A 23,528-nucleotide genomic window follows, 5' to 3' on the forward strand; every position below is an offset into this window, starting at 1 on the left:
CTTCAAGCCTTCACACGCTCCATTTCGGGATCGTAAAGGGGTGCTAGCGTCACCTGTGCCGGGACACGCTCGGTCGCGACTTCCAGCTCATATTGACCGCTCAGCACATAATCCCGGTCTATCCAGTCATCCGACCGCACGTATCCAAGACCAATCGACTGCCCCAGTGTGTGGCCGTATCCCCCCGAGCTGAGCCAGCCGCAGCGTTCGCCGTTGCGATAGATCGTCTCCCGTCCCGACAGGACCGCTGCCGCATCGGTGGTGAAGGTCGCAAGGATCTTCTTCAGCCCCTGTTGTCGTTGCGCCGCGACAGCCTCGCGACCCTTGAAGGGAATATTTGACCTGAGCTTGACCGCCCAGCCGAGCCCCGCCTCATCCGGGGTGTGATCGGGGCCGATATCGGACGCCCATGCGCGATACCCTTTCTCAAGCCGAAGCGTCTCAATCGCGCGATAGCCGCCATTGCGCATCCCATGTGCGGCTCCGGCCTTGTGCAGTGCGGTGTAGACGGAAACCGCATATTCAGACGGCAGGTGCAGTTCCCAGCCCAGTTCCCCGATATAGGTGATCCGAAGCGCCAGAACGGGGCAGCCCGCGATGCCGATCTGTTTGGCGGTGGCAAAGGGATGTTCGGCATTGCTGACATCATCGGTCGTGACAGCCGCCAGTATATCCCGCGCCTTTGGGCCGAACAGTGACAGAACTGCATTGGAGGATGTCACGTCGACAAGCTGCGCGTTCATGCCGTCAGGGATGTTGCGGCTGATCCAGTCGAAATCATGGGTGGCATAGCCTGTGCCCGTGACGATGTAGTATTCGTCGAATCCTGTCCGCACGCAGGTCAGATCACACTCGATCCCGCCCCGATCGTTGAGCATCTGGGTGTAGATAATGGCACCCACCGGTCTGTCGACGCGATTGGCCGCGATCCATTGCAGCGCGGCTTCGGCGTCTGGTCCCTTGAGGGTGTACTTGGCAAAGGAGGTCTGATCGAACAGCACAGCGCTTTCACGCGCCGCCTTGTGTTCACGCCCGACCGGGCCGTGCCAATTCGGGCGCTCGAAGGTGTAGATATCGCACGGTTCCTCGTCCGCTTCGGCAAACCAGTTTGGACGCTCCCAACCCAGCTTTTCACCGAAGACGGCGCCGGACGTCTTCAGCGTGTCATAAAGTGGCGAGCGCCGACAGGGCCGACCGCTTTGATGTTCCTCGGACGGCCATGCCATCGTGTAGTGTTTGCCGTATGCCTCAAGCGTCCGGGCGCGGACCCATTCCGTATCCGTGTGAGGACGACCAAAGCGGCGAATATCCACGGCCCACAGATCATAGGGCGGTTCGCCATTCGCAACCCATTCTGCCAAGGCCATTCCGGCACCGCCCCCAGATGCGATGCCGAAGGCGTTGAACCCCGCGCCGATGAAGACGTTGCGTATCTCGGGGGCTTCGCCGAGGATGAAGTTACCGTCCGGTGTAAAACTTTCGGGTCCGTTGATCAGTTGTTTGACGCCGACCGTTTCCAGTTTCGGTACGCGGGGCAGGGCCAGTTCAATCAGCTGTTCAAAGTGATCGAAGTTGGATTCCAGAAGCTGGAAGTCGAAGGGGTCGGGAATACCGTTCTTCGCCCATGGGATGCCGTTGGGTTCATAGCCGCCCATGATCAATCCGCCAACTTCCTCCTTGTAGTAGGTCAATCTGTCCGGGTCGCGCAGGGTTGGCAGATCCGATGGCACATCGAACGGTTCCGTCAGCATGTATTGATGTTCCACCGATACCAGCGGCACCGTAACGCCGATGGTCTTGGCCAACTCGCGGGTCCATTGCCCGCAACACAGGACCAGTTTTTCGCAAGCCACATCACCCTGCGGGGTGCGCACGCCGGTGATCTGGCCCCGATCTGTCAGGATTTCCGTCACCGGGGTTTGTTCAAGCAGTTTTGCGCCGTTGGCACGCGCTCCTCTCGCCAGAGCCTGGGTTATGTCTGAGGGGCTTGCCTGTCCATCCGTGGGCAGAAACGCCGCCCCAACCACATCGCCGATGTCCATCAGTGGCCACAGATCCTGTGCCTCTTGCGGCGTGAGAAGCTGCATATCAAGGCCGAACGAATGTGCCGTCGTTGCCTGCCGCTTTACCTCCGTCCAGCGTTCCTGATTACAGGCCAACCGCAGGCCGCCGTTCATCTTCCACCCCGTCGCCAGTCCTGTTTCCGCTTCCAGTCTGTCGTAAAGATCAATGGAATATCCCAGAAGCTGCGTGATGTTCGCATTTGAACGCAACTGCCCGACGAGCCCCGCTGCGTGCCAGGTGGAGCCGGACGTCAGCGCGGCTTTCTCCAGCAGCAGGACCTCCTGGCCCATTTGCGCCAGGTGATAAGCGGTTGAGCAGCCAATGATGCCGCCACCGACGATGATCGTTTTTGACGAAGCAGGAAGCGTCATGTCAGGTCCTTACGCATTGCGAAAATCTTGCAGGGCGGCAGTCAGCCGATCCATGTTCTCAGCCGTGTAGGCGGCGTAGTCAAAATCAAGATCGGAGTGGATTTCAGAGGTCATTGACCACAGCGTTTCCCGCATCAGTGATGCGCATTTCATCGCTTGATACGGCCGCCAGTGTTGATCGGCGGGCGTCCCGAAATACTGTTCCAGCGCAGTGCGCTCCTGATCTTCTGACAGGCCGTTGTTACCTGCCATGCCGGCCAGATCGAACAATGGCGTATTGAAGCCGCCATATTCCCAGTCGATCAGCCAAAGCCTTGATCCATCATCAAGGATGTTCGCCGCGAGCATGTCATTATGTCCGATTGCCATGGTGACCGGGCCTGTTGCGGCTTCCAACGCTTCGAGGTCTGACAGGATCGCGGGCAGATGCCGCGCGTGGGTCGATCCGTCAGCCCGCAACCGGGTGATATAGGTGCGGTTTACCTGAAACGGCCAGAACGCAAGCACCGGCGACATCAGATGCGCCGCAAGGCTTGTATGGGCGGTCCTGATCAGGTCAATGACACGCGAAAGATTGCCGGGATGTCGCACATCGCTTTCTGTGAAGGTGTCGGCCTCAATGAATTCCAGAACAAGGATGCCGGGTTCATGGTGATGAACGGCAGGGGAAATGCCTGCCGCTTCGGCTGCACGGCTCAGGGCCAGTTCATTCCAGCGCAGCACACCATGTTCAGGGATATCTGCACCAAGGCGCACCACGTACTGGCTGTCGCCATCCGTGACCTTCAGGTTGACGTTGGTGATCCCGCCGCCCAATTGAATGATGTCGGTCGGGTTTGCGAAACAGGACAGTTGCGCTGCCTTGGAAGTGGCGGACTGGCTCATAATCCCAACCTGTGCTTTTTGCGTTCGGCCAATGCGTTGACGATCCGGTCGGCGACAATGGCGATAAAGGCAACGGACAGACCTGCGACGATACCCTGCCCGGCATTTGCCTTTGTCAGCGCGATATAGACTTCCTGCCCCAGATCGCGCGTCCCGACGAGCGCGGTGATCACCAGCATCGACAGGGCAAGCATGATCGTCTGGTTGAGCCCCAGCAAAAGCTGCGGCGTCGCAAGCGGGAGTTTCACCCGCCACAGCAACTGGCGCGGCGTGCAGCCGATCATGCGCGCGGCTTCGATCAATTGTTCGGGGACTTCGCGGACCCCGTGGGCGGCATACCGGACCGCCGGGGCAAGTGCATAAAGAATGACGGCGACCATCGCACTGAAATCGCCCACGCGGAAAAGCATGACAACAGGGATCAGGTACACGAAAGAGGGTAAGGTCTGCAGGGTGTCCATCAATCCCAGGATGATGCGGCCCGCCTTGGGGCGTTCCGCCGCCCAGATGCCAAGGGGTATGCCGATCAGCACGGCGATAAAGACCGACACGCCGCACAGATAAATGGTCACCATCGCCTTGGACCAAAGGCCCGATGCCGCGATGAAACCCATCATCAGTGCCGCCGCCACACCCAGTTTCCAACCGGCCACGCGACCCGCAATCAGTCCAATCGCGATGATGCCCCAAGCCCAGGGTATGCCTGCGAAGAACTTCTTGACGGGCAGCAGCAGCCCCTTCAGCACAACGGTCTTGAGCGCTTCGAAAGTATCGAAGAAGTGGATGTTGATCCATTCCATCGCGCTGGACCAGAATTGCCCTGTCGTGATCTTCAAGGCATCCGGATAGGTCTGGACGGCTGGTGCAAACTGTCCGAGGATCAAGGTGCCGATGATGAGGGCAAGCCCTGTGGTCAGCCAAGGGTGGCGCTGGATCAAGCTGCCGTTCCGGATGGTTCTGATCCGTCTTTCGGAGAATGCCTGCGATGCCCGGTCAAGTGCAATGGCCATCACCACGATGGCAAGGCCCGCTTCGATACCGCCACCGATATCGAGCCTGCGCAGGCTGGCCAGCACGTCAAAACCCAACCCCCCGGCGCCGATCATCGAGGCGATGATAACCATGTTCAGTGTCAGCATGATGACCTGATTGACACCCACCATCAGCGTAGGAGTCGCGGCAGGGACCAACACTTTCCACGTCATCTGCCGGGGCTTGCACCCGCTCATCCGGCCCGCCTCGATCAATTCTTCAGGCACGCTTTGCAGGGCTACGACCGTGACCCGCACCATGGGCGGCATGGCGTATATGACCGTTGCCACCAGGGCCGATACAGGACCGAAGCCGAACAGGATCAGAATGGGCACAAGATAGGCAAAAACCGGAACGGTCTGCATCAGATCAAGGATTGGCCGCAGCGCCTTTTCGACCCAAGCGACCTTGTAGGCGAGAATACCCAAAGCCAAGCCACCAATCGCCCCAATCGGCACAGCCACCAGAACCGACGCGAGGGTGATCATCGCGCTTTCCCATTGGCCGAACATGGCGAGGTATAGAAAACACGCCCCCACCAGAACGGCCAAAGCCCTGTCGCGGGCATAGCGCGCAACCAGCACGGCGATGGCGATCACAGCGATCCAGCTGAGCGACGGCGCGATTTGCACAGCCTCATCACCCAGACCCGACTGAAAGCCCTCGATCAGCAGATTGCGCAGGAATTGATAGGGGACCTCGATCAGGAAGGCGATGGCACGGGTGAGGTCGCGAAACGAGAACAGCCAGAAATTGGCCGAGTTCACCAGCCAGTCCAGAAAGCTGCTGATCCAGGCATCGACGTTTAATTGGTATTGCTTTGGGAACCGGATGATCCATCGGGCATCCAGTGCCTTGTAAAGCTGAAACGAGTACTGCGAAAGAACCCACGTCACGGCGAACAGCCCGCCCCAGAACAATCGCCCAGTGGTAAGGTGTTTTGCTAACCCCGTCATCAGTCCCGCCCGACCAGCACGTCGATCACGGCTGCTGATGTAATCTGCCCGATGACGTGTCCGTCCTTCATGACCTTCAAGGGCGCGTCGGCTGCTTCGACCGCGTCTGCAATCGCTTCGATCGTCGCGTTGTGGGACACCTCGCCGGCAAAAGAGGGGCTGTTGGCAGGCTCCATCCGGCTTTCGGCACGAATGACCTTGGCCCGTGCAACATGTCGCGTGAACTCCGCGACGTAATCGGTAGAAGGGTTGAGAACCAGTTCTTCCGGTGTGGCAATCTGTTCGATCTTGCCGTCCTTCATCACCGCGATACGATCCGCCAAGCGGATCGCTTCGTCAAAGTCGTGGGTGATGAAGACGATGGTCTTTTTCAGCATGTTCTGCAGGCGCATGAACTCGTCCTGCATCTCGCGCCGGATCAGCGGGTCGAGCGCTGAAAACGGCTCATCAAGGAACCACAGGTCAGGTTCAACGGCGAGGCTGCGCGCGATGCCGACGCGCTGCTGCTGGCCGCCCGAAAGCTCCCGCGGGTAGTAGGCTTCGCGCCCTTTGAGCCCCACAAGTTCAATCACCTCGCGGGCACGCGCCAGCCGCGTGTCCTTGCCTACGCCCTGTATCTCAAGCGGAAAGGCGGCATTTTCGAGGACCGTCAGATGTGGCATCAACGCGAATTGCTGAAACACCATGCCCATCTTCTTGCGCCTGATCTCGATCAACTCGGCATCGGACGCGGCAAGCAGGTTCTGGCCGTCGAATTCGATCTCCCCCGCTGTGGGTTCGACCAGCCGGGACAGGCACCGCACCAATGTGGATTTACCCGACCCGGAAAGACCCATGATCACGAAAATCTCACCTTGGTGGATCTGTACGTTCACGTCCTGAACCGCACCGATGACCCCGGCGTTTTTCAACGTTGCGGCGTCCGGGTGTCGGCCTGATGCCAACAGGTCCTCTGCGCCAGCGCCATACAGTTTCCAGACGTGTCGGCAATCAAGAATGACAGGTTTATGCATTCAGACCTCAGGCGCAGCATCTTGAGCCGCTCGCAAAAAGCAGCTTGGCAAGGACACTATAGTACAGAAACAGGGTAGATGATGGCCGCCAAAGACCGCGGCCATCTTTTTGTGGCAGCCTTATTTGGCGATCCAGGATTGCCAGACGCCCTTGTTGGCATCCATCCAGGCCGCTACCACGCCATCCACGGTTTTGCCGTTCAAATCGACATCTGCCACCATCGCGCCCATGTCTTCGTTCGATATGCTGAAATTCTCGATCGTTTTGGCAGCGTTCGGCCATTTGTCGGCAAGGCCCGCCCAGCCTGCTTTCCAGATCGGCCCTGTCGGTTTCCCGCAGTCGTAGGCGGCGTTCGGATTCAAGCCGACAGAGGGGTCATTGTAACATTCGGACGAATAGGGCGGAAATTCGACGAATTTGCCATCGTACTTGGCCGGTGCCCAATGAGGCGCATAGACCCAGAGCACGATTGAATCCTGGCGTTGATAGGCCGCTTCAAGCTCTGCAAAAAGTGCTGCATCCGTTCCGGCATGCACCACTTCAAAATCCATGCCCAGGGCCTCGACACGCTCATCATCAAAACCGCCCCAGGTGACCGGACCACCAAGGTAGCGTCCAAGAGGTGCCGTTTCTGCCGTGGCGAATTCGGATGCGCAATCATTCAGCGCTTCCCAGTTCGGCAATCCCGGGCAACGCTCCTCCATATAGGCGGGATACCACCATTCTTCGATTGCGTTCATACCCGTTTCGCCGAAGTTGACCACGTTGCCGGTCCCCACCGCTTCATCAAGCGCTTCGCGACCGGTGGTCTCCCAGATCTCCATGGCCAGATGCAAATCGCCGGTCTTTAGGCCCGCAAATTGCGCGATGTAGTCGGCTTGCACGTATTCGACGTTGTTACCTGCTGCCTTGAGCACTTCACCCATCAGGGTCGTCGTAATCAATTGACCGGACCAGTCATGCAGGGTCAGCTTTAGCGGATCGCTCGAATCCTCGGCGAAGGCCGGTGCCGCAACAAGAATTGCAGCGCTCAAAAGTGGCAGGCATTTCATCTGTTTAACTCCCCAGAATGCGTCGGTGCGCTGCGCCAGGTCGGCGTCTTTGGCACCGTTCAGATAGGTTAATTCAACAATTATTGAACTCAATATCAACAAAAATCGACATAAATGGTCGAAATGTGTAGCCTTTCATCGTACTCTGCCTAGGTTTGGTGGGCGGAAAACTTCGATACAGGGCCACCCAAATGGATCTGAAACAGCGACTTGAACTGGCACAAATGATCGTGACCTCCGCATCCGGCGTTGTCATGAGCCATTTTCGCAAGCCGATTGATGTCATGACCAAGCCTGACGAAAGCCCGGTCACCATTGCGGATCAGGCAACCGAACGTGCGATCCGACTTGCGCTTGAAAAACATCACCCCGGAGAGGCCATCTGTGGGGAGGAGTTCGGCCAGACCGGTGACGCCCGAGACATGTGGATCGTGGACCCGATCGATGGGACCCGGTCCTTCCTCACAGGGCTGCCCTTGTTCGGAATGCTGCTTGGCTATGTCCGTGACGGTGCCGCGCAGCTTGGCGTCATCAATATGCCGGCCCTGCAAGAGCGTTACGCAGGTGGGCACGGCCTTGGTGCGACCTTGAACGGGACGCCAATTGCAACCAGCGGGTGCGCACGCCTCGCGGACGCGCGGTTGTTCATCAACGAAGGGGACAAGCTGGCGGCGCAAGAGCCGGAAGTGTTCAGTCGATTGATTGTCGCTGGATCCCTACGGCGCTTGTCCGCGGATTGCTATCCCCATGCGCTTGTGGCAAGCGGCCATGCTGATGCCGTGGTGGATTTTGATCTTCAGCCTTATGACTATCTTCCGGTCAGTGCGGTTGTGGAGGCAGCGGGGGGACGGATGACGGACTGGCAAGGGAAACTTTTGACGATCAACTCGGGCGGCCGAACACTTACCGCTGCAACGCCTGAGCTGCTTGCGGAACTGGTCGCATTGGTGAACTGAAAATGAGTGCGAACTTGCCCCATCAGATGAGACATGGAGATGCCCGTGAACAGGTCTAAGACACCCAGCGGCATGTCCAAGTACACCGATGAAATCGTGCGGACCGTTGACATGATGGGGACGGTGTCGGTGCAGGAACTGTCACAAATCCTTGGTGTGTCGGACCAGACCATCCGACGGGTGACGCGTCCATTGGCAGAACGGGGCGTATTAAGCAAGGTTCACGGCGCACTGGTATCGACCAAATCGGCGCTTGACCCACCCTTCCTGTCGCGCATGTCGCTTAATCGCGCGGCCAAGATGGCAATCGCAAACGAGGTCGCCGCGGTCATTCAGGATGGGGACAGCGTTGCGATTGATACCGGATCAACCTCTGCCTTCATCGCTCAGGCGCTGAGGCAAAGAAGAGATCTGATTATCGTGACCAATTCCGCCTACGTGGCCAGCACCCTTGCGATGATACCGGGCAACAACGTTTCAATGGCCGGGACACAGTTGCGGGATCACGATGGAGCGTCATTTGATCGCTCCGCTTTTCAGGTCGTTGAACGTGCGCAGGTGGATTATTGCGTGCTCTCGGCTTCGATGATCCATGCCACCAAAGGGTTTCTTGTGCACGAGCAGTGTGAAGTCGATATGGCGACGGCCATGATGAACAGTGCGGCGCGGTCGATCATGGCGGTGGATGCAACGAAATTTCAGCCTCAAGATAGGAAGCCGGCGCTCAGGCAGCCGCAGCTTGTTGAAGGAGACATCCTAGTGACCGATGCCAGCCCTCCGAACGCTTTCCATGGTGTCCTGGAAGGGTTGGAAATCAGGGTTGCTGGGTAGGGGTGCCGTGCGGCGCTGCTGCATGATGGGCTTCGTTTGGTGTTCGATCAGCCCGGCAAGACGGCTTCTGCCTCGATCTCAACCCGGTATCCTCCGATCAATCCGGCAACAACGACCAGCGTGTTCGCAGGTTTGATCTGGCCAAAGATGCGACCATGGGCTTTTGAGACAGCTTCGACATCCGCTTCATGCACGATGTAGATCCGGGTGCGGATCACGTCGTTCGCCGTGCCTCCCAAAGCAGCAAGGGCTGCGAGGATCTTGTCGATGATAAACGTCGTCTGCGCGCCCGCGTCTTCCCTTGCGACAATGCGGTCTGCCCCTGCCGTGGCCGTGGTTCCAGATATCAGAATGCGATCGCCCACTCGTTGTGCACGGGCATACCCTGCGATGTCTTCCCATTTCGATCCGCTCAGGACCTGTCGCCCGCCTTCGCGGTGTGGTGTGATCGTAGCGGTATGGAGCATTGGCATCGTCTGCAGGTGATGTGTCAGGTCACCCGATGCAGTCAGGAAGGGCGGTTGGCGGTATTCATCACCGCAATCGCCCGGCACCTCTGTCGTGTGATCAAAAGCTTCTGCCAATCGGGCCTGATCCTCAGCATCCAGCGCAAAGGAAAAAAGCCGCAGGTTGTCATCGGCGTGCACACGTTCCCCCAGACGCGCGCCGACAATGACGCCTGCGACTGCAGGGTGATCCAGCACCCAGCGGGTCGCGACATTCGGGATCGACACCCCATGTTTCTGCGCAATCACGTCGGCGGCGGAAAGGATGCCCTGAAACGCGGACCAGCCGCCCGTGACGTCGATGAACCGCTTGTATTTCATCTTGGACCAATCGGTGATGTCCCGTGGCTCCGGCTGATCCAGCCAGCGTTCGGACAGAAAGCCACCGCACAGGGTTCCGTAGGCTAGCAATCTAAGGTTGGTGCGACCACACAGGGAAGACAATGCCGTTGCGGCGCGGCGATCCACCAGCGAAAATGACACCTGATTGGTCAAAAGAGGCACACCATCCGACAAGGCGACTTGAACGTGTGCTGCATCGAAATTGGTCACGCCAATCTCTGCGATCAGCCCCTCGTCTCGCAGTTGGGCCAGTTCGTGCAGCGCATCAAGCCACGCGGGATGCTCAAAGCTCCACCAGTGGAATTGCAGCAGGTCAACGCAATCCACACCAAGCCGCGTCAGCCGGTCCTCGACCCCGGCGCGCAAGATGTCGGCTGTCATCGGGCCAGGTGCCGGGCACCATTTCGTAAAGGCAAGCGGCCGACTTGCCCCGCCCCGCGCGATGAGCTGCCCAGCGATCAATTCGGCACTGCCATAGTGATCCGCCATGTCGAACGTGTCGAAGCCGCGCTTTGCGTAGGCATCAAGCCAGTCCGCACCGGTCGCAGGATCAATGACGTCGCCGTATTTCTCGATATCGGCAACCTGCCACAAACCGGTCAGCACGCGGGATATGTTCAGGCTGCTGGAAAGCTGGAGGCGATCTGGCCGCTGCGGATCGGTCATGGTGGTCCCCATCAAATCTGGCCGCGGACGAATGACACTTGAGCGTTGAGCCATATCCGATAACCTGACCAAATAAGACCATACGCTGGTGTCAGTCCAGCGGAAAGGACGTTGATGGAAGACAGCAATCAGGCCGGCGGGTTCTGGCTCCATGATCTGAAAGTGGAGACGGTCCTGGACGGCCGCACACCGGTCTGCCGTCATATCGAGGGGGAGAGTTTTGTCGTTGAAGGGGAGACGCTGGTGTTTGAACCGGGCACGCGGCTTTCGATGTACGCCTTGGCGGCTCTTCTGCCTCTGTTGCCCGTCAAGCAGCGCCTGACCGATCCCGAAGACTGGGTCAGCACGGATGCCGAAGTGGCCTGTCCTGACCCCCATTGCGGTGGCCGGTTCCGCATCACCCGACTGAAGAAACGCTGGTTTACAAATGCTGCGACCACGGGGCGCCCTGATGCGCGTGGCACGCCCTATTGGCAGGCGGAGGGGAAATGACCGTCGAAAAAGCAACCTTGCGCCCGGATTATGACATTTCGCGGGTGATCAAGGGGGGATGGCAGCTTGCCGGGGACCACGGGCCGGTGGACCGGGCCGAAGCCGTACGAGATATGGAAGCGTTTCTGGACGCCGGGATCACGACCTTCGATTGTGCGGACATCTACGTCGGTGTGGAGGAGATGATTGGAGACTTCATTGGCGATCTGCGCCGCCGCCGGGGGACAACAGTCGCGGAACAGGTGCGGGTTCACACCAAGCTGGTGCCGGATCTGGGATTGCTGGACAATATCCAGCCTGAAGATGTGGAAGCGATTATCGATCGATCGTTGAAACGGCTTCAGATTGATCAATTACATCTGGTTCAGTTTTACTGGTGGGACCTGACGCTGGGCGATCCACTTTCCGGGCTCGACGTGCTCAAGCGGTGTCAGCAGAAGGGCAAGATCGTACATCTGGGCGTGACCAATTGGGACGTTGCGGAAACGCAGCCCTTCCTCAATGCAGGCTTCGATGTTGTTTCCACACAGGTGCAATATTCCATCCTTGATCGCAGGCCCGAGAATGGGCTGACCACCTGGGCCGCCGCGCGCGAACTGCAACTGCTGTGCTACGGCACGCTCGCAGGTGGGTTTCTGACCGAACGCTGGTTGGGCGCGGATGATCCAGGGTTCGCGTTCGAGAACCGCAGTCTGATCAAGTATCGTCTGATCATTGATGAATTTGGCCCGTGGGAGACATTTCAACAGTTGTTGGCTGTGTTGAAAGCGGTGGGCGACAAACACAGTGTTTCGCTGTCATCGGTGGCCACCCGGTGGGTTCTGGATCGTCCGCAGGTCGCTGCCGCGATCGTTGGCGCGCGCTATGCGCGGCACCTGCCGCAAACGCTGGAGGTCTTCAGTTTTGCGCTGGATGCGGACGACCGGGCGCAGATCGAGGCGGTGTTGATCGATGCGCCGGGACCGCAGGGCGCCGTTTTCGCGCTGGAGCGCGACCGCAGTGGGCGGCACGGCCGGATCATGAAATACAACCTAAACACGCGCCCCGATGACAAGGCCTTGGGCGGTGGCTGAACCGATCCTCGTAACCAAGAGCCTTAGCCGCAGTTTCGGACCGCTTAAAGCGGTGGATGGCGTATCGCTGAACATCCGACAGGGTTCAATGACAGGACTGATCGGACCGAACGGTGCGGGCAAATCCACGCTGTTCAACCTTTTGACCGGGGCCCTCAAACCGGACGCCGGGACTGTGCGTCTGGAGGGGGAGGATGTGACCGGCCTCGCTCCCAATCGCCTGTTCGCCCGCGGGTTGGGGCGAACATTTCAGATCCCGCGCCCCTTCGCGCGGATGAGCGTGCTGGAAAATGTCATGCTGGCCCCGATGGGGCAGGTCGGGGAAACCATATCCGGCCCTTTTCTGTTCCGAAACCGGATGAAGACCGAAGAACATCGCATCCGCGCAAAGGCGCTTGAGGTTCTCGATTTCGTCACGCTTGGTGCCTTGGCGGATCACCCCGCAGGTCAGATATCCGGTGGTCAGATGAAACTTCTGGAACTGGCCCGCGTCCTGATGGGGGACCCGGCGGTGATCCTTCTGGACGAACCGGCGGCCGGGGTGAACCCGGTGCTGGCGAAAACACTGATCGGCAAGATCGAGGAACTCAACCGGCAGGGCACGACCTTCGTGATCATCGAACATGATATGGATTTCGTGATGCGGCACTGTGATCCGGTGATTGCGCTGGCTGGGGGCCGCGTCATCTTTGAGGGAACCAGCGAAGACGCCTTGGCTAACCCCGTCTTGCTTGACGCATATCTTGGGGCACCTGGGGATGTCTGAGGCCATTCTGAAAGCCGAAGGCGTCACGGCGGGATATGTACCGGAGTTGCCGATCCTGCATGGCGTCTCACTCACTGTCCGGCCTGCGCAGATAACGTTGATCATCGGGCCAAACGGCGCGGGCAAATCAACGTTCATCAAGGCGATTGCGGGGCTGTTACCGGTCAGCGCGGGACAGATCGTTTTTGACGGGGCTGCCATCACGGGCATTTCCACTGATCAGCTTTCGCGCAGAGGCATTGCCTATGTCCCGCAGGCTGACAACATCTTCCGCAGCCTGACGATCCGTCAAAACCTCGATCTTGCATTGCGGCGCGCAGGTCCTGACGCCGCGGCGCGCCTCGATAATCTGCTGAAACAGTTCCCTGCACTTGCCGACAAGCTGCGCGACAAGGCAGGCACCTTGTCCGGGGGACAGCGTCAGTTTCTTGCAGTCGCCATGGCGCTGGCCACAAAACCCAAGCTGATCCTGATGGATGAGCCGTCGGCCGGACTGTCGCCCAAGGCGGCGCAAGAAGTGCTGGAGCATACCCGCGCCCTGACCGTGCAGGGCGTGTCTATCCTGCTGGTCGAACAGAACGTCCATCAGGCGCTGCAGCTGGCGGATCATTGCTTCATTCTGGCCGAAGGGCGCAACCAGATCGATGGTGCGGCCAAAGATCTGATGAACAACAAGGTCGTCGGCGAGATTTATCTGGGCGCGCGACGGATCGGGGCCGCATGATCCAGAATCTGATCGATGGCGTCTTGACCGGGTCATACTTGTCGCTTGGGGCGATTGGTTTGACGCTGGTTATGCATATCTTGCGGTTTGCGAATTTTTCCCACGCGGAGCTTCTGTCGTTGGGGGCATACGCAGCACTTGTCTGTGACGCGCTGGTCACGGCCTTGGTGCCGGTGTTGGCCGTCAAACTGGCGCCCTTGTCGCTGACTTGGGCACTGATCATAGCGATCTTCATATCGATGCTGCTGACGGGACTGTCGGCCTTGTTGATCGATCGGCTGGTCTTCAAACGAGTGCGCGAAAAAGGGCAGGAGTTGTCGATGGTCTTTGCCAGCTTTGGCATGGCGTTGGTCATTCGCAACGTGATCGGCCTGATCTTTGGCCTCAGTCCCGAGCTTTATTCCCGCGACATTGCTTTTGCCGTGATCCTCAGCAGCGATCCGCTGATCCTTGTCAAACCGGATCAGGTGTTTGTTCTTGTCGCGGCGCTGGTACTGATGGGTGTGCTACATCTGATCCTGTCGCGGACCACATTTGGCTATAGCCTGCGCGCCGTGGCCGAAAATCCATCTCTCGCGCAGATCAACGGCGTCAATCTTCAGCGCACGATCATGGCGGTCTGGCTGATCGGTGGTGGGCTGGCTGCCGTCGCTGGCGTGTTTTATGGCCTGAGCCATCAACTCATTCCGGTGATGGGGCGGGATCTGGTGTTGCCGATCTTTGCGGCCACAATCGTCGGGGGCATCGGCAGCGTATACGGTGCCGTGCTGGGTGGGTTCATCGTCGGGATCGCAGGAAACCTTGCGCTGGTGGTGCTGCCTTCGGGCTACACGCCATCGGTTCCCTTCCTTTTGATACTTGTGGTGTTGATCATCCGACCCCACGGGCTGTTCGGAGAGGCGCGCGCATGATCGGTGTGATCTCCTATCTGGTATTCTTCGCCACAACCGCGTCGATACTGGCCATTGCTGTACTTGGATTGAACCTGCAATGGGGCAATACCGGGCTGTTCAACGGGGGTGTTGTGGCGTTTTTCGGGGCAGGGGCCTATGGCACGCTGATCCTCGGTGGGACGGCGCAGGCGGGCCATCTTGGAGGGTACGGCCTGATCTATCCCCTGGCACTTTTGGGAGGTATGGCGGCGGCGGGATTGATGGCTTGGGTCGTCGGTCTGCTGACGCTCAGGCTCAGGCACGATTATCTCGCTATCGCGACATTCGGCGTGGCAGTCGCATTTGAAAATCTGATGCGCAATGCGGAATGGCTGGCGGGTGGCGCCAAGGGCGTACGCGGGTTCGAACGCCCGCTTCGGGCGGCGCTGGGCGATGGGTTTGTCTACAACCTGTTCTTCTTTGCCTTTGTCCTGATCATCCTGATCGGCACTTACATGTTCCTGGAACGGATGGTGGCCTCTCCCTTCGGTCGTCTTCTGCGCGCCATCCGCGAGGATGAAGAAGCCGCGCAATCCCTTGGCAAGAGTCCTGCGAAGGTAAGGCTGATGGCGTTTGTCACCGGCTCCGTCATTCTGGGGCTTGCCGGTGGGCTTTATGGCACATTCTATGCGTTTGTCAGTCCGCAGGATGTCTTGCCGACCCTCACTTTCCAGATCTGGGCGATGCTGATCGTCGGGGGGGCGGGCAACAACCGCGGCGCGATCTTCGGTGCTTTCCTGATCTGGGGGGCCTGGACGGCTTCCGGGTGGGGGTTGTCACGGTTTGCGCCGGTGGACGCGCAGCTTTACACTGGCTCAGTTCAATTCATACTGATCGGATCGGTTATCGTCGGCATGCTCATGTGGCGGCCCCAAGGGCTTCTGCCGGAGCGGTTGGTCGTATCGCAAAAGGGGACAAACCCCATCCGTTGAATAGGGAGACGTAAGAATGGCTATCACGAAAAAACTGGGGGCTGCATGCGGCCTCGCGCTGGCGATGACGCTTCTGTCGGGTGCGGCACAAGCACAAGACTGCACGACCAAGATCGGCGCCGTGCTTCCGACATCCGTCGACTGGGGCCGCCCCATTGCCGAAACCGCGCAGTTCGCCGTGGATCAGGTGAACGCCGCCGGTGGTGCCGCCGGTTGTCAGATCGAGATGGTTTTGCGCGATACGCAAGTGGACCCCAAGGTCGGGGTCGATGCCGCCAAGGCGCTGGTGGATCTTGAAGGGGTAAGCGTTCTTTTGGGGGCGGTGTCGTCCGGTGTGTCCATGCCGATCCTGACGTCGGTGACGGTGCCAAGTGGCGTGATGCAGATGTCGTGCTGTTCATCCTCCACCGCGTTCACCGGCCTGTCTGAGGAAGGTAAGACCAAAGGTCTGTGGTTCCGCACATTCGCGACAACGGGTGTTCAATCCGCTGTGGGTGCCAAGGTTGCCGCAGACAAGGGGTACAAGTCCGTCGCCGTGCTTTACAAGAATGATGATTGGGGGCAGGACATGGCCCGCCTGATTGCGGCCGATTTCGCTGCTGTCGGGGTGGAGGTCACCGCATCGGTTGCTATCAACGATGGCCAACCCAGCTACCGCGCGGAAGTGACCGAGGCGCTGGGAAGCCAGCCCGAGGCGCTTTACCTCGCACTCTATCCCGCGGAAGGAACAGCGGCGGTGCGCGAGTGGATTTCGCTGGGCGGGACGCAGAACATGATCCTTGCAAATTCGCTTAAGTCAGATGAATTCCGCGATAACGTGGGTATGCAGTATCTGAGCGCAGCACTTGGTACGGATACCGCATCACCGCGGTCGCAGAGTGCGGATGCCTTCCGCGCTGCCTATGTGAAACGCTTCGAATCCGAGCCGAACGGTCCCGGCCTTGCCAACAGCTATGATGCTGCAATGATCGCGCTTCTGGCGATGGAGGCAGCGGGCAAGGGCGCTTCGGGTGCGGATGTGGCGGCGGCGGTCGCGCGCGTCACTGATCCGAACGGCACACCCGTCACCGCCGACACCGCGGGTTTCGCGATGGCAAAGGAGGTCCTTGCCGGGGGCGGCACAGTGATGTTCCAAGGCGCGACAGGTAACGTGCGCTTTGACGCCAACGGCGACGTATCTGCACCGGCTGTCGTCTGGTCCTTCACCGAAAGTGGCACGGCAGAGGTCGAGTACATGTCACTGAACGATGTCGACGCTTTCATCGCCTCCTTGAAGTAAGGCGGCGCACCAAAGGGCCGCACCGCAAAGATGCAGGTGTGATTGCATTCGGTCGTCCGCCAAGCCGCGGGGGGGCTCATCCAATGTCGATCATGCATCACCGGCCATGGCCATTCGGTACGCTGTCCGATGGCCATGGGACATCCCCGCGACATCCGCCTTCCTGTGGACGCGTTTATCGTGCTGCTATTCGGACGCCCTGACAGGTGGTCATGCAGAGGTCGCCGGACCTTTGAGTTCGATGGTGTTCCCGTCGGGGTCGGAAAAGGTCAGCGAGGGGCCAGTACCGCCCGCACCGAAACGGTCACGAGGTGCTGTCGGTTCAACGCCCTTGCCGCGCAGGTGGGCGATCAAGGTGTCCGCGTCAAAGGGTTCGATCTGAAGTGCAACGTGGTCGACGTTGCGGCCCGCGTGCTCCGCCACAGGGGCAGGCAGCAGATCGATCATCGACGCGCCCGCTGACATATGCACGAGGTTCAGCTTTTCATTGTGTCGCACCACCTTGCAACCCAGAATCGTTTCGTAGAATTGAACCGAACGCTCCATATCCGAAACATAGAGCACAACGTGATCGATCAGCTTCACATTGATTGGCATCTTGGGGTCCCTTTTCGCAAAGTACCGTGTATTTGGTTCAGCGGCCTGACGTCAGCCTATTCTGCAAAATCGCTGCCGAGTGCGTCAAACCGGGGGGTGCTAAGACGTTCCTTGATCTCGTCGAACCCGGCCAGCAATTCCGGCGCGGCCCCCGGTGACCCGGTCGTCTTGAGCGACGCGAGGGCCTGCTGCACACCCTTCATGGCTGCAAGGATGGTGGTGACTGGGCAGGAAACGCGCGCCGCGCCCAACTCTGCCAACTCAGCAAAGCTGAAAAGCGGGGTGCGCCCGCCTTCCACCATGTTGATTGACACAGGTGCGCTTATTTCAGCGATGATGCGTTTCACGTCGTCCCGGGTTTCAATCCCGTCGACGAAGATCAGCGTGGCACCTGCGTCGGCATAGGCGTTGCCGCGTCGGATCGCTTCGTCCACACCCAAGGGCTGAAGGGCGTCCGTCCGCGCGTTGATCACGAAATCCTTGTCCTGCCGCGCGTCCGCGGCGGCCCGAAGTTTTCCGATCATTTCTTCCATCGCAATAACCGTCTTACCAACAAAATGCCCGCAGCGTTTGGGCATGATCTGATCTTCGAGATTGATACCTGCGGCACCCGCCGCTTCGAACTCCCGCACCACATGCCACGTGGTTGCGGCATCGCCAAACCCGGTGTCGCCATCGGCCATCAAGGGAATGGACACCGCGTTTGCCATCACGCGTGTGCGGTCCAGCATCTCGCGGAAGCCCAGAATGCCGATATCGGGCAGACCAAGGTGACTTGCCGCCAGCCCAAACCCAGAAGCCTGGACTGCATCAAATCCCGCATCTTCGATCAACATCGCGGAAAGAGCGTCGTAGGCACCGGGCATAACAAGCAATTCGGGCGCTTCGATCAGTGTCTTCAAGCGGGTGGTCTTGCGTGTCTGGGTCATCTGGGCGGCCTCAGGGGGTTGCCGCGCAGCCTGTCTCGTTTAGTGTCAACTGTAAACAGTTTGCGGCAAGGAGACACTTTGCAACCCGACCGTCCATTTGCCCATGCCGACCGCGCGCCATACTCCGCTTGGCCGGATCGGCCGAGGATTGTCTGGCCGAACGGGGCAAAACTGGCGCTTTGGGTGGTGCCGAATGTGGAGCACTATGAATATGCGCCGCGCCCGTCGCCCGTGCGCAATCCGTGGCCGCGCACTCCGCATCCTGACGTTATCGGCTACGGCACACGCGACTACGGCAACCGGGTGGGACTGTGGCGCATGTTTGACCTTTTTGATCGGCTTTCATTGCGTGCGACAGTGTCGCTTTCTGTCGCGAATTGGGTGCATTACCCTGAGATCTTCCGCGCCATGGAAGAACGGCAGTGGTCCGTCCTGTGCCACGGGATGTACAATACCCGCTATCACTGGAACTACTCTGAAGACGACGAACGTGCCGCGATCCGCGCCTGTGTCGACCTTTATGGCGATCTGACGGGGCGACACATCCGCGGCTGGTTCAGTCCGGCGGCATCCTATACCCTGAATACACCCGATCTGATTGCCGAGGCGGGGATCACCTACTACACCGATTGGCACCATGATGATCAGCCGGTGCCCCTGCGCACCAAGACAGGCAATCTGATCACGATCCCCTACACGATGGACCTGAACGATTCGATCCTGCATCGTCAGCAGTTCGAGGCTGCTGATTTCGCGCAGATGATCCGCGACGGGTTTGATGAACTCTACGCTGAGGGCGGTCAGGTGATGTGCATCGCCTTGCACCCCTACATGATGGGGCAGCCGCATCGCATCAAACATTTGGCCGCGGCGCTGGAGTACATTCTTGATCACGACGACGTCTGGGCCGCAACGGGGGAGGAAATCGCGGATCACTATACGGTTCAGTGCCGGGATCATATCGACTGGCATCTGGGTCTTCAGACATGACAACGCCGCGCCGGGGAATGGATCATGATCTTTACCCTTTTTCGGCGATGCCGGATCGGTCACCGCTGCACTGGCCTGATGGCGCGCGACTGGCGGTCTGCGTCCTGATCCATCTTGAATACTATGAATTGGAACCCCCTGAAACGTCGTGGAAAGATCCGCGTTTCACAGGCGAATATGGTTTCTATTTCCCGGAATACCGGCCCTTTACCCAGCGGGAATATGGTAACCGGATTGGCCTGTTTCGCGTCCTGAATGCCTTGCAGGGTCATGATCTGAAACTGACGGTTGCGGCCAATGCCGCGGCACTTGAACGCTATCCAAGGGCCGTGGAAATCCTGCAATCCCATGGTGCGGAATTCGTGGCCCATGGCGAATATCAATCCCGCATGCTGACCTCAGACATGACGAAGACAGAGGAGCGCGCAGTCATTGCGCGTACAACCCGGACATTTGAGCGGATCCTTGGGGTCCGTCCGCGTGGCTGGTTGGGGCCGGACAGCGGCGAAAGCGCGCGTACGCCGCAGCTTTTGGCAGAAGCAGGGTATGATCATTTGCTGGACTGGCCCAATGACGACCAACCTTATCTCTTTCAGACGACGCCACCGATGGTGTCCATCCCCAACCAGATGGAATGGGATGATGTCACGGCCCTGTGGCTGCGGAAGGTGCCAAACCAGCGGTATCCCGATCTTGTCGGCGAAGCAGCTGAAGGGCTTGCCGCCGAAGGCGGGCGCAGTTTTCTGTTGTCCCTGCACCCGTGGGTCATCGGTCAACCGCATCGCGTGAAATACCTGCGCGCCGCGTTGGGTCGGCTTGCAGCGGTAGACGGCGTTTGGAGGGCTACGGCAGGTGAGATTGCCAGCCATTGTTGTCGGTTCTGGGGCGCTGGCTGATGGTACTTGGTGATCTGGCGAAAGTGGTGCGTTCCAAGAATGCGGGCCCGACCATGTTGACCATTGATGTGATCTTTGGCGATGAAGCGGCCTTTGTGCGCGGCCATGCGGCATTGACGCCGGATGCGATTGCCATGCGCTACGGTCGGCCAGCAGACGATTTCGATGTCATCGCCGTGCCCGCCGCCCGCGCTGTCAAGATTGTGTTTGCACGGGCCATCACAGCCGGCGGACCAGGTGACCGCGATGGGTTTGGCGCACAACAGCACGCCCCGATGTTGGGTCTGGAGGTATGAGCGCTTACGCCCGCCTTGCCGCGCGCCTGCGTGGTGGAGACAAACCCTTGCGCATCCTGTCGGCGTCAGGGCAGCTGGGGCTTGGCATTCCGCAGAGGGCATTCGAAGCCGGGATAGATCGTGCGCCGCATGCGATTGCTGCGGACATGGGATCGGTGGATCCGGGGCCTGCCTATCTTGGGTCGGGCAGAATGGCGGCACCTTCTGCGATGGCGCGGCGGGATCTGGCCCTCGTGCTTGAGGGCGCGCGCAAGCTGGACGTGCCACTGTTGATCGGAAGTGCGGGAACAGCCGGGGGTGCGCCGCACTTGGCTATGGTCGAAGGTCTGCTGCGCGAGGTGGCGGCGGAGCTTGGCTTGTCGTTTCGTCTTGCAACAATTGCGGCGGATGTGCCGCACGCCCTTGTCCGTACCGCAGACAAGCAGGCACGCCTTGCGTCAATTGGGCAGATCAATGCGGACATCGACAACTCTGCCGCAATTGTCGGGCAAATGGGCCAGCGTCCCTTTGCCAGCGCCCTGTCGCAAGGTGCCGACGTGATCCTTGCTGGGCGTGCCTGCGACACTGCGCCGTTTGCAGTGGTCCCCGTCCTTTTGGGCTATCCAAAAGGGCCTGCGGTTCACATGGCCAAGATCCTCGAATGTACTTCGCTGTGCTGTGTCCCCGGCGGGCGTGACGCGATGTTGGCGACGTTAGAGGGTGACGGCTTCATATTAGAAAGCATGAACCCGGCCCGCGCGGCGACGCCCCTGTCCGTCGCCGCCCATGCGCTTTATGAGCAGGCCGACCCCGTCCGCGTGTTTGAGCCCGAGGGACACGTTGATCTCAGCGGCGCGACCTATGATGCCGTTGACGACCGGCGTGTGCGTTGCAAAGGCGCTGTCTGGCATGATGCTGCCATCCCCAGCGTAAAGATCGAAGGGGCTCGGCTTCTGGGACACCGGGTGGCCTTGCTGGCTGGCGTTGCGGATCCCGGATTTATCGCGCAATCCGATGACATCCTTGCCCGGCTTCAAGATGCCGTCGCTGACCTGATACCCCCAGTTCACGATGCGCCATGGCAATTGTCCTTTCGGCGGTATGGCATTGACGGCGTTCTGGATTGGCCCACGCCACCTGATGCCGCACCTCGTGAAATCTTCATTCTGGGCGAATGCATCGCGGCAGATGCCGAAACGGCCCGTATGGTCGCGGCGACGGCCCGTCAGCAACTGCTGCACTGGGGGTTCGAAGGGCGGGTCTGCACCGGGGGAAACCTTGCCTTTCCCGTGACCCCGCCGGAGCTTGACGCCGGGCCGGCCTATGCCTTTTCGCTTTACCACATCATGAAACTGGACAGCTGGGAGGCCCTGGATGCGCTTTTTCCTGTCACGCTGCACGATATCTGAAAGGATGCCCCATGAGCCAACCCTCCGAAGATTATGTCAAGGAATTCAACGCCGACCGGATCACGGAACCTGCGCGTTCGGCGCTTATCATCGTGGATATGCAATATGCGACGGGTCACCGCACCGGCGCGCTTGCGCAAAGGATGGCGGCAGAGGGAAATACCATCACGGATTGGCGTTTCGACAGGATCGATGCACTTGTCATTCCGAACACTCAACGCCTGATCAAGGCCATGCGGGTAGTAGGTGGTAAGGTGATCTATGTGACGATCGGTGCCGCCCTTTCTGACTGCTCGGATGCACCTGTCCATATGCGGGCGTTCTTTCAATCCGTCGGTAATTATGAAGGTCAGCGGGCGCATCAGATTATCAACGAACTTGCCCCCGAGCCCGGCGACCCGATCGTTCGGAAAACATCCATAGGAGCATTTGCGTCGACCGGGCTCGATCACCTTCTGCGATCGCTTGATCGTGAGCATCTTTTCCTGACGGGGGTCTCCACGAACATGTGTGTTGAAACAACCGCGCGCGAGGCTGCGGATCGTGGCTATGCGGTGACCTTGGTCGAGGATGCCTGCGCGACGACCCACAAGGAATTGCACGAAGGAACGATGCGCAACTTTGCCCGGTTCTTTGGCAAGGTGCGTTCAACTGAAGATGTCATTGATTTGCTGTCCTAGACTTTGATTGTATTGGCACCTGACATATAGACGGCGATCTTCGTGATCTTTTCATCATGGATCGAAAAGACGTTGGCATTTGACTTTGGATCCCACGCGCCCGGCCCCGAATAGGTGACGGTAAACTGGCTGGCGATGCGGCCCGTCTCAGGAGAGGGTGTATGCGTGAAGTCGTGATGGATGGCACGCTGTGGCCCTTGCCAACGCTTCGCAAACAGGTCGCAAATCGCATCGCGGCCATTGTAAACAACGCCGTGTGTTTCAATCGACAAAACACAGTCTGGCGCCATCGTGTCTGCAAGCGCGTCCAGATCGCGGGCATCAAGAGCTGTGAAGTATTTCACCGCCAGCGCTGTCAACGGATCGGTCATGCGGGTCTGTCCAACGTATTCTGCCCGGTCATGTAGACGCGCACGCTGCAAAAACCGCCATCTGCGATCTCAAAGAAGTTGCAATTGGATTTGTGGGTCAGGCTGCCGTCATGTTCTGTGTTCCGGACCGTGAACCGTGATGCGATGCGCCCGCCTTGCGGGTCAGGAACATGTGTGAAGTCATGATGCAGGACGGCCGCGTGGTCCGACCAAAGCTTTTTGAACATGGCTGAAATCTCCGCATGGCCTTCAAGCTTCACGCCATGCGTCTCAACTGAGAAGACGCAGTCTGAAGTGAGTGTGTCCAGCAGGGCGGCAAGGTCCTCACCATCCACGGCATCAAAGTATCGTTTCACCAAAGACATCTGCGCATCACGCGTCATGGACCGGTCCTCTCAATTTGAATTATGCGTTGATATGGCGCGCACGGTGCGGCCCGTTCCATTCGCTCCGCCCCTCTCGATGCCTCTCAAAGCGATAGGGAACCCCCTGCCGGAAGGTTGACAAC

24 protein-coding genes are annotated in these 23,528 nt (G+C 59.2%); 14 read left to right on the forward strand and 10 right to left on the reverse strand.

Annotated elements, in window-relative coordinates; all coding sequences use genetic code 11:
* Nucleotides 1-2 precede the first annotated feature (2 nt).
* The 5 genes from AB4X18_RS12470 to AB4X18_RS12490 all read right to left on the reverse strand — a co-directional run bounded on the left by AB4X18_RS12470 (nt 3) and on the right by AB4X18_RS12490 (nt 7,374).
* A complete protein-coding gene (locus tag AB4X18_RS12470) occupies nt 3-2,435 on the reverse strand; it encodes a GcvT family protein (RefSeq protein ID WP_370400386.1) in 2,433 nt (810 codons plus the stop codon).
* Between the two features lie 9 nt (nt 2,436-2,444).
* A complete protein-coding gene (locus AB4X18_RS12475; RefSeq protein ID WP_370400387.1) occupies nt 2,445-3,320 on the reverse strand; it encodes a phosphotransferase in 876 nt (291 codons plus the stop codon).
* Nucleotides 3,317-5,308, reverse strand: coding sequence for an ABC transporter permease (locus AB4X18_RS12480; protein WP_370400388.1), 1,992 nt, complete (start codon nt 5,306-5,308; stop codon nt 3,317-3,319). The genes AB4X18_RS12475 and AB4X18_RS12480 overlap by 4 nt, the downstream gene beginning before the upstream one ends.
* Entirely contained in the window at nt 5,308-6,321 is a 1,014-nt protein-coding gene (locus tag AB4X18_RS12485) for a quaternary amine ABC transporter ATP-binding protein (RefSeq protein WP_370400389.1), read from the reverse strand. Before AB4X18_RS12485 ends, AB4X18_RS12480 begins: the two co-directional genes overlap by 1 nt.
* Before the next feature lie 120 nt (nt 6,322-6,441).
* The gene (locus AB4X18_RS12490) at nt 6,442-7,374 is read right to left on the reverse strand and encodes an ABC transporter substrate-binding protein (protein ID WP_370400390.1); all 933 of its coding nucleotides are present in this window, start codon (nt 7,372-7,374) and stop codon (nt 6,442-6,444) included.
* Nucleotides 7,375-7,565: 191 nt separating this feature from the next.
* On the opposite strand from AB4X18_RS12490, the gene AB4X18_RS12495 reads away from it, so the two are divergent.
* Complete coding sequence (locus tag AB4X18_RS12495; protein ID WP_370400391.1) at nt 7,566-8,330, forward strand: inositol monophosphatase family protein; 765 nt, start codon at nt 7,566-7,568, stop codon at nt 8,328-8,330.
* Between the two features lie 45 nt (nt 8,331-8,375).
* Nucleotides 8,376-9,161 (forward strand): DeoR/GlpR family DNA-binding transcription regulator, encoded by a 786-nt coding sequence (locus tag AB4X18_RS12500; protein WP_370400392.1) that lies wholly within the window; start codon nt 8,376-8,378, stop codon nt 9,159-9,161.
* 47 nt (nt 9,162-9,208) lie between these two features.
* On the opposite strand, the gene AB4X18_RS12505 is transcribed toward AB4X18_RS12500, so the two are convergent.
* Complete coding sequence (locus tag AB4X18_RS12505) at nt 9,209-10,675, reverse strand: aldo/keto reductase (RefSeq protein WP_370400393.1); 1,467 nt, start codon at nt 10,673-10,675, stop codon at nt 9,209-9,211.
* 114 nt (nt 10,676-10,789) lie between these two features.
* On the opposite strand from AB4X18_RS12505, the gene AB4X18_RS12510 reads away from it, so the two are divergent.
* The 7 genes from AB4X18_RS12510 to AB4X18_RS12540 are packed head-to-tail and all read left to right on the forward strand — an operon-like array spanning nt 10,790 to nt 16,873.
* Nucleotides 10,790-11,167: a TIGR04076 family protein gene (locus AB4X18_RS12510; RefSeq protein WP_432816650.1), complete on the forward strand. Its 378-nt coding sequence runs from the start codon at nt 10,790-10,792 to the stop codon at nt 11,165-11,167.
* Nucleotides 11,164-12,240, forward strand: coding sequence for an aldo/keto reductase (locus AB4X18_RS12515; protein ID WP_370400395.1), 1,077 nt, complete (start codon nt 11,164-11,166; stop codon nt 12,238-12,240). Before AB4X18_RS12510 ends, AB4X18_RS12515 begins: the two co-directional genes overlap by 4 nt.
* The gene (locus AB4X18_RS12520; RefSeq protein ID WP_370400396.1) at nt 12,233-13,006 is read left to right on the forward strand and encodes an ABC transporter ATP-binding protein; all 774 of its coding nucleotides are present in this window, start codon (nt 12,233-12,235) and stop codon (nt 13,004-13,006) included. Before AB4X18_RS12515 ends, AB4X18_RS12520 begins: the two co-directional genes overlap by 8 nt.
* A complete protein-coding gene (locus AB4X18_RS12525; protein WP_370400397.1) occupies nt 12,999-13,730 on the forward strand; it encodes an ABC transporter ATP-binding protein in 732 nt (243 codons plus the stop codon). Before AB4X18_RS12520 ends, AB4X18_RS12525 begins: the two co-directional genes overlap by 8 nt.
* Nucleotides 13,727-14,641: a branched-chain amino acid ABC transporter permease gene (locus AB4X18_RS12530; RefSeq protein ID WP_370400398.1), complete on the forward strand. Its 915-nt coding sequence runs from the start codon at nt 13,727-13,729 to the stop codon at nt 14,639-14,641. Before AB4X18_RS12525 ends, AB4X18_RS12530 begins: the two co-directional genes overlap by 4 nt.
* Nucleotides 14,638-15,594 (forward strand): branched-chain amino acid ABC transporter permease, encoded by a 957-nt coding sequence (locus AB4X18_RS12535; RefSeq protein WP_370400399.1) that lies wholly within the window; start codon nt 14,638-14,640, stop codon nt 15,592-15,594. The genes AB4X18_RS12530 and AB4X18_RS12535 overlap by 4 nt, the downstream gene beginning before the upstream one ends.
* A gap of 16 nt (nt 15,595-15,610) precedes the next feature.
* Nucleotides 15,611-16,873 carry an ABC transporter substrate-binding protein gene (locus AB4X18_RS12540; RefSeq protein ID WP_370400400.1) on the forward strand — a complete coding sequence of 421 codons (1,263 nt, stop codon included), beginning with the start codon at nt 15,611-15,613 and terminating at the stop codon, nt 16,871-16,873.
* A gap of 210 nt (nt 16,874-17,083) precedes the next feature.
* On the opposite strand, the gene AB4X18_RS12545 is transcribed toward AB4X18_RS12540, so the two are convergent.
* Together AB4X18_RS12545 and AB4X18_RS12550 are read right to left on the reverse strand one after the other, a co-directional pair.
* On the reverse strand, nt 17,084-17,470 hold the full coding sequence (locus AB4X18_RS12545) for a VOC family protein (RefSeq protein WP_370400401.1): 387 nt from the start codon (nt 17,468-17,470) through the stop codon (nt 17,084-17,086).
* 56 nt (nt 17,471-17,526) lie between these two features.
* Nucleotides 17,527-18,399, reverse strand: coding sequence for an isocitrate lyase/PEP mutase family protein (locus AB4X18_RS12550; RefSeq protein ID WP_370400402.1), 873 nt, complete (start codon nt 18,397-18,399; stop codon nt 17,527-17,529).
* A gap of 78 nt (nt 18,400-18,477) precedes the next feature.
* On the opposite strand from AB4X18_RS12550, the gene AB4X18_RS12555 reads away from it, so the two are divergent.
* The 5 genes from AB4X18_RS12555 to AB4X18_RS12575 are packed head-to-tail and all read left to right on the forward strand — an operon-like array spanning nt 18,478 to nt 22,649.
* Complete coding sequence (locus tag AB4X18_RS12555) at nt 18,478-19,389, forward strand: polysaccharide deacetylase family protein (protein ID WP_370400403.1); 912 nt, start codon at nt 18,478-18,480, stop codon at nt 19,387-19,389.
* A complete protein-coding gene (locus tag AB4X18_RS12560) occupies nt 19,386-20,285 on the forward strand; it encodes a polysaccharide deacetylase family protein (protein WP_432816651.1) in 900 nt (299 codons plus the stop codon). The genes AB4X18_RS12555 and AB4X18_RS12560 overlap by 4 nt, the downstream gene beginning before the upstream one ends.
* Nucleotides 20,285-20,581 (forward strand): DUF4387 domain-containing protein, encoded by a 297-nt coding sequence (locus AB4X18_RS12565; protein ID WP_432816652.1) that lies wholly within the window; start codon nt 20,285-20,287, stop codon nt 20,579-20,581. Before AB4X18_RS12560 ends, AB4X18_RS12565 begins: the two co-directional genes overlap by 1 nt.
* Nucleotides 20,578-21,969 (forward strand): acyclic terpene utilization AtuA family protein, encoded by a 1,392-nt coding sequence (locus tag AB4X18_RS12570; RefSeq protein ID WP_432816653.1) that lies wholly within the window; start codon nt 20,578-20,580, stop codon nt 21,967-21,969. The genes AB4X18_RS12565 and AB4X18_RS12570 overlap by 4 nt, the downstream gene beginning before the upstream one ends.
* Nucleotides 21,970-21,980: 11 nt before the next feature.
* Nucleotides 21,981-22,649, forward strand: a complete 669-nt coding sequence (locus AB4X18_RS12575; protein WP_432816654.1) for a cysteine hydrolase family protein — start codon at nt 21,981-21,983, stop codon at nt 22,647-22,649.
* Here the strand turns inward: AB4X18_RS12575 and AB4X18_RS12580 are convergent.
* Nucleotides 22,646-23,020 (reverse strand): nuclear transport factor 2 family protein, encoded by a 375-nt coding sequence (locus AB4X18_RS12580; protein WP_370400407.1) that lies wholly within the window; start codon nt 23,018-23,020, stop codon nt 22,646-22,648. The genes AB4X18_RS12575 and AB4X18_RS12580 overlap by 4 nt on opposite strands.
* The gene (locus AB4X18_RS12585) at nt 23,017-23,403 is read right to left on the reverse strand and encodes a nuclear transport factor 2 family protein (RefSeq protein WP_370400408.1); all 387 of its coding nucleotides are present in this window, start codon (nt 23,401-23,403) and stop codon (nt 23,017-23,019) included. Before AB4X18_RS12585 ends, AB4X18_RS12580 begins: the two co-directional genes overlap by 4 nt.
* Between the last annotated feature and the right edge of the window lie 125 nt (nt 23,404-23,528).

The organism is Sulfitobacter rhodophyticola, assembly GCF_041281685.2.
Taxonomy (GTDB): Bacteria; Pseudomonadota; Alphaproteobacteria; order Rhodobacterales; family Rhodobacteraceae; genus Sulfitobacter.

What these genes read in the sequence shown, in the direction of transcription:
- AB4X18_RS12585 (WP_370400408.1), bottom strand. Translation starts at nt 23,403, where the DNA reads ATGACGCGTGATGCGCAGATGTCTTTGGTGAAACGATACTTTGATGCC.
- AB4X18_RS12475 (WP_370400387.1), bottom strand. Translation starts at nt 3,320, where the DNA reads ATGAGCCAGTCCGCCACTTCCAAGGCAGCGCAACTGTCCTGTTTCGCA.
- AB4X18_RS12495 (WP_370400391.1), top strand. Translation starts at nt 7,566, where the DNA reads ATGGATCTGAAACAGCGACTTGAACTGGCACAAATGATCGTGACCTCC.
- AB4X18_RS12505 (WP_370400393.1), bottom strand. Translation starts at nt 10,675, where the DNA reads ATGACCGATCCGCAGCGGCCAGATCGCCTCCAGCTTTCCAGCAGCCTG.
- AB4X18_RS12485 (WP_370400389.1), bottom strand. Translation starts at nt 6,321, where the DNA reads ATGCATAAACCTGTCATTCTTGATTGCCGACACGTCTGGAAACTGTAT.
- AB4X18_RS12580 (WP_370400407.1), bottom strand. Translation starts at nt 23,020, where the DNA reads ATGACCGATCCGTTGACAGCGCTGGCGGTGAAATACTTCACAGCTCTT.
- AB4X18_RS12565 (WP_432816652.1), top strand. Translation starts at nt 20,285, where the DNA reads ATGGTACTTGGTGATCTGGCGAAAGTGGTGCGTTCCAAGAATGCGGGC.
- AB4X18_RS12530 (WP_370400398.1), top strand. Translation starts at nt 13,727, where the DNA reads ATGATCCAGAATCTGATCGATGGCGTCTTGACCGGGTCATACTTGTCG.
- AB4X18_RS12575 (WP_432816654.1), top strand. Translation starts at nt 21,981, where the DNA reads ATGAGCCAACCCTCCGAAGATTATGTCAAGGAATTCAACGCCGACCGG.
- AB4X18_RS12510 (WP_432816650.1), top strand. Translation starts at nt 10,790, where the DNA reads ATGGAAGACAGCAATCAGGCCGGCGGGTTCTGGCTCCATGATCTGAAA.
- AB4X18_RS12490 (WP_370400390.1), bottom strand. Translation starts at nt 7,374, where the DNA reads ATGAAATGCCTGCCACTTTTGAGCGCTGCAATTCTTGTTGCGGCACCG.
- AB4X18_RS12545 (WP_370400401.1), bottom strand. Translation starts at nt 17,470, where the DNA reads ATGCCAATCAATGTGAAGCTGATCGATCACGTTGTGCTCTATGTTTCG.
- AB4X18_RS12525 (WP_370400397.1), top strand. Translation starts at nt 12,999, where the DNA reads ATGTCTGAGGCCATTCTGAAAGCCGAAGGCGTCACGGCGGGATATGTA.
- AB4X18_RS12570 (WP_432816653.1), top strand. Translation starts at nt 20,578, where the DNA reads ATGAGCGCTTACGCCCGCCTTGCCGCGCGCCTGCGTGGTGGAGACAAA.
- AB4X18_RS12470 (WP_370400386.1), bottom strand. Translation starts at nt 2,435, where the DNA reads ATGACGCTTCCTGCTTCGTCAAAAACGATCATCGTCGGTGGCGGCATC.
- AB4X18_RS12560 (WP_432816651.1), top strand. Translation starts at nt 19,386, where the DNA reads ATGACAACGCCGCGCCGGGGAATGGATCATGATCTTTACCCTTTTTCG.
- AB4X18_RS12515 (WP_370400395.1), top strand. Translation starts at nt 11,164, where the DNA reads ATGACCGTCGAAAAAGCAACCTTGCGCCCGGATTATGACATTTCGCGG.
- AB4X18_RS12535 (WP_370400399.1), top strand. Translation starts at nt 14,638, where the DNA reads ATGATCGGTGTGATCTCCTATCTGGTATTCTTCGCCACAACCGCGTCG.
- AB4X18_RS12540 (WP_370400400.1), top strand. Translation starts at nt 15,611, where the DNA reads ATGGCTATCACGAAAAAACTGGGGGCTGCATGCGGCCTCGCGCTGGCG.
- AB4X18_RS12550 (WP_370400402.1), bottom strand. Translation starts at nt 18,399, where the DNA reads ATGACCCAGACACGCAAGACCACCCGCTTGAAGACACTGATCGAAGCG.
- AB4X18_RS12480 (WP_370400388.1), bottom strand. Translation starts at nt 5,308, where the DNA reads ATGACGGGGTTAGCAAAACACCTTACCACTGGGCGATTGTTCTGGGGC.